The following is a 6,760-nucleotide window of genomic DNA, read 5'->3' as shown; positions in this document are numbered from 1 at the left end:
GTTCGGCTATACACTTCCCACTATCTGGGCGTGTTCGGGACTTTCACCCGTTAGAGCGCGCCCATGGCGCGCAAACCTAAAAAATAGTCTCTGGATGAACCAGAGACTCAGACTGTAGAAAAAGAGGATTAGCCAGAGGATTATCTCTGGCTAATCTTATCTAATATTGGGGAACCACTTAATGGATTTCTGTTTTCTATTCTCCGAATACGGCTATATAATCTTTTTGAAATTTCTCGATTCCAGCAGTAGTTAGTGGGTGTTTTGTCATGGTTTTAATAACACTATATGGCACTGTTGCTATATCAGCTCCTGCCAATGCAGAATCATGTACATGCATAGGATTTCTAATGGAAGCAGCAATGATTTCAGTCTCATATCCATAAATGTCGAAGATTTCCGCTATTTCTCTTATAAGATCAATACCTGGCATATTTATATCATCTAATCTACCAAGAAATGGTGAGACATAACTTGCCCCAGCATTAGCTGCCAATATTGCCTGATTTACTGAAAAAATCAAGGTAACATTTGTCTTTATCCCCTCAGCAGATAATACTTTTACAGCTTTTAATCCTTCTATAGTCATAGGAATCTTAACAACCATGTTTGGGTGAAGTGCCGCAATCTCTCGCCCTTCATTAATCATTCCCTCAGCATCAGTAGTTGTAGCTTTTACTTCACCGGAAATTGGTCCATCTACTATTGATGTAATCTCTTTTAATATTTCTTCTTGGCTGCGACCTCCTTCCTTTGCTATAAGAGATGGGTTTGTTGTAACTCCACAAATAACACCTAACTCGTTAGCCTTTTTGATTTCTTCAATTTTTCCAGTATCTATAAATAGTTTCATCCTCTTCTCCTATTTCATGTAAGCAAGCTCTGTCTCAATAATAGCATCCACCTTAATTCCCGAACGGTCATTTCTTACATAATTGCATCCTAAGTATGCACTAATAATTTCTTTACCTTCCATATCTCCAGTAACTTGACTACCCAAAGTGATAATATTGCAATTATTAGAAAGGCATGCTCTTTTTGCTGAATATACGTTAGTCACGTTTGCGGCATATGCGCCTTTAACCTTATTAGCTGAAAGCATTACTCCAATTCCAGTTCCACAGAATAGAATACCCCTATCACATTTTCCTGAGGAAACAGCTTTAGCAACTCTTACAGCAGTGTGTGCATAGATTGGGTCATCACTGCCAAATTCCTCTACCTCATGTCCTAAGCTTTTTACAAACTCTACCATTTCCTGCATATATACATCTGCATTTGGATCACATCCCATAGCAATCTTCATAACGATACCTCCTACTTCTCTACTATATTTCTTATAATCTTATTAAAGTTATCTGCGTTCCATGCAGCCCTTCCTATAAAAAGTCCATCTACGTTTGGTTGCTTAATCAATTCTGACGAATTCTCATAATTGACACTACCACCATATAAAACAGGAATGTCATTTCCTCGTTCACCGAAAAGTTCTATTAAACAAGATCTAATCTCACTATGCATTTGTCCAGCATATTCGGGCTTGGCTGGAGTACCGTTCACTCCTATAGACCAAACTGGTTCATAGGCAATCCAAAGTTTTGATAATTGCTTATCATCCACCCCATGCAATCCAATTTTAAGCTGAGTTCTCAATATTTCTGCACAAATATCAAATTCTTTTTCTTGAGCTGTTTCGCCAATACATAGTAAGGTTGTAAATCCATGCTCTAATGATGAAATTACCTTTAGATTTTCCTCATAATCGCTTTCTTTAAATACATGTCTTCTCTCGCTGTGCCCAATCATTACCAAATCTACATCATTTTCTTTAAGCATCAGTGGCGATATTTCTCCAGTAAATTGCCCCTGCTCTTCCCAACACATGTTTTGGGCACCAATTTTACATAATTTTTTATCTATCTTTTTTGTACTAGGTAATGATAGATAAGAAGGGATAATAAATAGTTCTATCTCTTCTCTAGAAATATCTTTTGTATTTTCAATAAGTCGATTTAGAAACTCGTTTGTTTCTTCAATCGTTTTATACATTTTTAAATTTGAACCAAAATACAATTTTTTAGCCATTTTTGCCCGTCCTTCGCCGATTTTTTGCCTAAAAAATGCTGGTCCAATGGAGTTTAGATGGACCAGCTATTTATATTTATCCTACCATTTGTTTTTCTGAAGAAGCCTCTGATACGGCTCCTACAGATTCACAAGCCCATCCTTCTTCTGAATAAATACCTTTCTTATGTTTACGCATGTACTTATCAAAAGCTGCAACAATAAATGGACATAAGAATAATGTGATTACAGAAGCTGTTGCACACTGTGCTGTAGCAACATCAACATATCCTGCCATTGATGGATCTGCTTCGCCTACAGCTGCAGGTGTCTGAGCAGAATTTAATGCTGTTGTACCAACTGCAGCACCCATTGCATTTCTTTCCTTCTTTGGTAAAAGAATGTTGAATACAAAGAAGAAAATAACTGCTGTTGCTGCTGAAAGAAGACCAAGTACGATACCTGATAATCCAGCTTTAATAAGTGTTGAGACATCTGTCTTTGAGCCAATTGAAATTGTCATAAAGAATGTAACAATTGGCTGTGCATGCTTACACACTTCTCTAAAATGCTTATCAATATTTCCCCAAACAAAACCAATAAGAAGTGGAACTAAAACTGCGACAAAACTCTTAAATGGAATTGTAGCAAGCCCAGTAGCTCCAAGTGCGACAAGTGTAAAGAACGGACCATCGTTAAGTGAAAGAATTGAAATAGCACCTGTGTCTGATGCATTACCAAACTGAGAAGATAATGAAATATAAAGGGATCCATTAGAGTTTGTTAATGCTGCAATAATTACAAATGGTGCCAATCCCAAGAATCCAGCAGGTCCACAGATTGCAGAGACCGCATAACCAAATGCTACGCCAAGAATAAACTTCATTGCTGTAAGGGAAACGCCCTTATAAAGAGGCATTCCAACCTGTTTAATGTTGATTGCAGAACCGCAGATGATAAGGAAGAATCCCATCATTGCAGCATTACCTTCATAGAACAATGCTGTAACATATCCGCCGATTTGGAAAACCTGTGGGCAAAACGTTGCCAACGCTACTGCGATGAGTAATGGGATGATTACTAGTCCACCTGGTAGCTTTGCCATCTTATTTAGCAAATCTAAATCTAAACCATCTTTTTTCTTATTATTCTCTTCCATTTAAACAGCCTCCTTCTCCTTTTTCACTTCATTTACTCTTCCATATTCACAAAACAGTCTTTCTACGATTTCTACAGCAGTTGTGTCTGTGCCAGTCAGCCCCCCTTTTCCGACTATAGGCATTCCTGCATATTTTCCGGTCAATCGTGAAATATCTGCCTGTGGAATTACATAATCAAGTACCTCTAGACTTTCAACATTGAGTTGTTTACATACATTGACTTGGGTATCCCCACCAGTTGTATAAATCCCAGCAATTTTATTAGATTCTTTATCTAAGATTTGTCCCACCATATATCCTAAAGCAGCATTTATTCTATCCGCGCTCATCCCTTGTGGATAATGATGTTTTTTATCTTCAGCATCTAAATCTAATAATTCTCCATGTAAAGCAGTTTCAATGAGAATAGCCCTTGGCTGCTCTTTTGACCTTAAGTACCATAAAGCTTTTTCTATTGCCTTTTTTGATTCCTCAACAGCTTTTTGTCCACCGTCCACCAAAGATAAAGCGTCGACAGATATTCTTACGTTTCTGTCATCTTCCATAAGAACTTCCATTTGCCTCTTAGTGACTGGAGTAGCTGAACCAGCAGCTACTAAAACCGTCTTACCATCAACATCAGATGATGTATTTGGTATATTTGCCTTCTCATTTGAAATAATATTCCTATTAAATGCTAGTTTTGCTGTAAATGGTCCTGGGTCAACAGCTAACACATTTTTCTTGAGCTCAAGGCAAGCCTTAGCAATAGTATCAACGTCATCTATTGTAATAGCATCAACAATTACTATCTGTGCCCCTTTATTAACTTCTGTAGTAATTGCATCTCTTACGCACTCTTTTCCTCTTAATACGAGATTAAGCTCTACATTACCGACTTTCCTTCTAGTCTGAGATGCAATTAAATCAGGAATGTAGTTCTCTTTCACAGGAGTTCTTACATCCTGCGCCACAGCTGTATTAATCAGCGCAACTCCATCTATAACCGAATAGCCTCCTACCATTATTCGCCTTGACTGAGGCATTGTAGGAACTACAACAGCTATTGTGTCTGGTAGTAAATCAAGCATTGCATCAATCTCTACTCCAATTCCACCTCTGCATGTTGTATCTATCCTTTTTTGGAAATATTTCACTCCCATGTTTATGAGTGCTTGTGTTGCATCTTTAACTTTGCTGTAGGCTTCATTTGCTGGAAGTGGACGACTATTACTTGATATCATTATTGCATCAAGTTCACTTGTTGAGTTTGAATTCAGTGCAGCTTCCTCATTGAAGAAAACCGCTGTTCTAGCATCAGATCTGGCCAACAATACCCCCGTAGTTGTTGCACCTGTTAAATCATCTGCTACTCCTCCCAATATAGGCATAACCTTCTCCTCCCAAATATTATCTATGCCAATTTCTTTACATTTTCTTTCTTGTTCTCTGTTTCATTCTGAATAATTTTCTCATGCTGTTTTGCAGCGTATTCAGAAACAACCTTTGTTGATTCAATCATTGAAATGCTTCCTGCAATTCCTTTTCCTGCAATATCAAATGCAGTTCCATGATCTACTGAGCTTCTAATGAATGGTAAGCCAAATGTTAAGGTAACTGATTTCTCAAAGTCTAATGTCTTACATGCGATGTGTCCCTGATCATGATATAAAGAAAGAATTGCATCAAACTTTCCTGATTTACCGATGTTAAAGACTGAGTCTGCTGGACAAGGGCCAATACAATTGATTCCAAGTTCCTTTGCAGCTTCAACTGCAGGTCCTATATCTGTAATCTCCTCTGTACCAAACAAACCATTGTCACCATTGTGTGGGTTTAATCCAGCTACTGCAATTATAGGGTCTGAGATGCCTACGTTTCTTAATTCCTTATCGATATATCTTACGTCCTTTAGAATCTCATCCTTTGATGCAAACTTACATGCATCCATTAGAGACATGTGACGACTAACAAAGAATACTCTTAACTTGTGACAAGAGAACATTGTTAATGCATACTCAGAATTTGTTTTATGCTGATAGATTTCTGTATGCCCTGGTTCTTTAACACCAATAAGCTTTATAGCCTGCTTATGAATTGGTGCTGTTGAAACTGCATCAACTTCTTTTGCCATTCCAAGCTCGATTGACTTAAGTATAAAATCATAAGCCATCCTGCCAGCCAGCTCTTGAACCTCTCCCCACTTGATGGAATCAGTATCGTAATCCCCTGTCTCCAATACATCTATTGTGCCGTAGTCATATCTAGCTTCTTTAGGTGAGTCAATCTTTCTAAATTCAACCTGCTTGTTTAAGACCTTAGCTGCTCTATCTAAGATAGCAATGCTACCTATGATAAAAGGTCTGCAAACATTATGAATTTCCTTATCCAACATTGTCCCTAAACATATCTCAGGTCCAATTCCAGCTGGATCCCCCATCGTCAAAGCAGTTATGGGTTTATAACTAATATTCATAACTGATTTCTCCTTTTTGCTTTCGTTTTGCTTTCGGTACCGTTGTTTTAGCTTTTGCTTGTTTTCAATTTACATCTTTTTACTTTTGTTTTCAATAATATTTTTATAGGCTAATAAATCTTTAGATACATCTAACATTTCGGGCTTCATTCATTTGTACGAAATGCACATTTTTTATTTTCGTTTTCTAAAAGTTTGCTTTCATTTCACTTTTAGTTATAATTATATTTAGTATAAATGATTATTAATTGATTTCGAAGGGGAGATTAAAGAAATGGCAAACGGGGCTATTGCATTCCAAAACACACAGAATAGAAGACGTCAAATACTCGAGGATATTAAAACTGACGGTTTTGTAAAAACCTCTGCTTTAAGTGAAAAGTTTAATTGTTCTGAAGTCACTATAAGGACTGATATCAGAGAGTTGGCTACTGCTGGGCTATTGAAGCGTACTCACGGTGGTGCTGTGGCTATAGATGCGGTAGAAACACCATTACTGGAAACTAAAACAATTTCAAAATTTGTTGCTGAAAAACAAAGAATTACTAAGACTGCATTTGAGTATATAAATTCAGGAGATACCATTCTATTAGATGATTCATCAACTAGTTACTACTTATCACTATGTATCTTGGCACATCCTGAAAAAAAGATTGTCGTGGTTACAAATGGCATTGCTTCCGCATATGAACTTACCAATGCTCCACACGTTGAACTACATGTAGTTGGCGGATATGTTGGTGGTCAAAACAGCGGACATTTAGCTGCAACTTTGGGTGATTCCGCTATTGAAACTATACAATCTTTCCATGTAGATAAAGGTTTTATAGGAGTGCACAGTATCAATTTTGATGTAGGTTTAACATCTATAGCCACTCCACAAATGCAAATAAAAAGAGCTATCATTAGCTCATCAAAAAGTCTATTTGTACTTGCAGACCATACAAAATTTGAGAATAGTTATCTATCTGTTGTATGTCCTATATCTACGGATTTTACTATTATAACTGATAGTGGTATAGATAGCTCAATAAAAGAAAATGCCGATAGTATTGGATTAAATTTATTGGTTGTATAGTAT

The 6,760-nt window shown here is 37.1% G+C and carries 7 protein-coding genes; 1 reads left to right on the top strand and 6 read right to left on the bottom strand.

Features of this window, described 5'->3' with window-relative positions; genetic code table 11:
• Positions 1-196 precede the first annotated feature (196 nt).
• From fsa to pdxA, 6 genes are all read right to left on the bottom strand, one after another.
• Entirely contained in the window at positions 197-853 is a 657-nt protein-coding gene (gene fsa / locus E7276_RS02185; RefSeq protein WP_294213172.1) for a fructose-6-phosphate aldolase, read from the bottom strand.
• A 9-nt stretch (positions 854-862) separates the two neighbouring features.
• Positions 863-1,306 (bottom strand): RpiB/LacA/LacB family sugar-phosphate isomerase, encoded by a 444-nt coding sequence (locus E7276_RS02180; protein ID WP_294213171.1) that lies wholly within the window; start codon positions 1,304-1,306, stop codon positions 863-865.
• Between the two features lie 11 nt (positions 1,307-1,317).
• Positions 1,318-2,085, bottom strand: coding sequence for a triose-phosphate isomerase (locus E7276_RS02175; RefSeq protein WP_294213169.1), 768 nt, complete (start codon positions 2,083-2,085; stop codon positions 1,318-1,320).
• A 76-nt stretch (positions 2,086-2,161) separates the two neighbouring features.
• On the bottom strand, positions 2,162-3,223 hold the full coding sequence (locus tag E7276_RS02170) for a 2-keto-3-deoxygluconate permease (protein ID WP_294213167.1): 1,062 nt from the start codon (positions 3,221-3,223) through the stop codon (positions 2,162-2,164).
• Complete coding sequence (locus tag E7276_RS02165) at positions 3,224-4,594, bottom strand: four-carbon acid sugar kinase family protein (protein ID WP_294213165.1); 1,371 nt, start codon at positions 4,592-4,594, stop codon at positions 3,224-3,226.
• A gap of 23 nt (positions 4,595-4,617) precedes the next feature.
• A complete protein-coding gene (gene pdxA / locus E7276_RS02160; RefSeq protein WP_294213162.1) occupies positions 4,618-5,679 on the bottom strand; it encodes a 4-hydroxythreonine-4-phosphate dehydrogenase PdxA in 1,062 nt (353 codons plus the stop codon).
• Positions 5,680-5,953: 274 nt separating this feature from the next.
• On the opposite strand from pdxA, the gene E7276_RS02155 reads away from it, so the two are divergent.
• A complete protein-coding gene (locus tag E7276_RS02155) occupies positions 5,954-6,757 on the top strand; it encodes a DeoR/GlpR family DNA-binding transcription regulator (RefSeq protein ID WP_294213159.1) in 804 nt (267 codons plus the stop codon).
• Positions 6,758-6,760 lie beyond the last annotated feature (3 nt).

This window comes from Pseudobutyrivibrio sp. (assembly GCF_015057185.1).
Taxonomy (GTDB): Bacteria; Bacillota; Clostridia; order Lachnospirales; family Lachnospiraceae; genus Pseudobutyrivibrio.
This window is presented reverse-complemented; position numbering and strand designations above follow the sequence as displayed.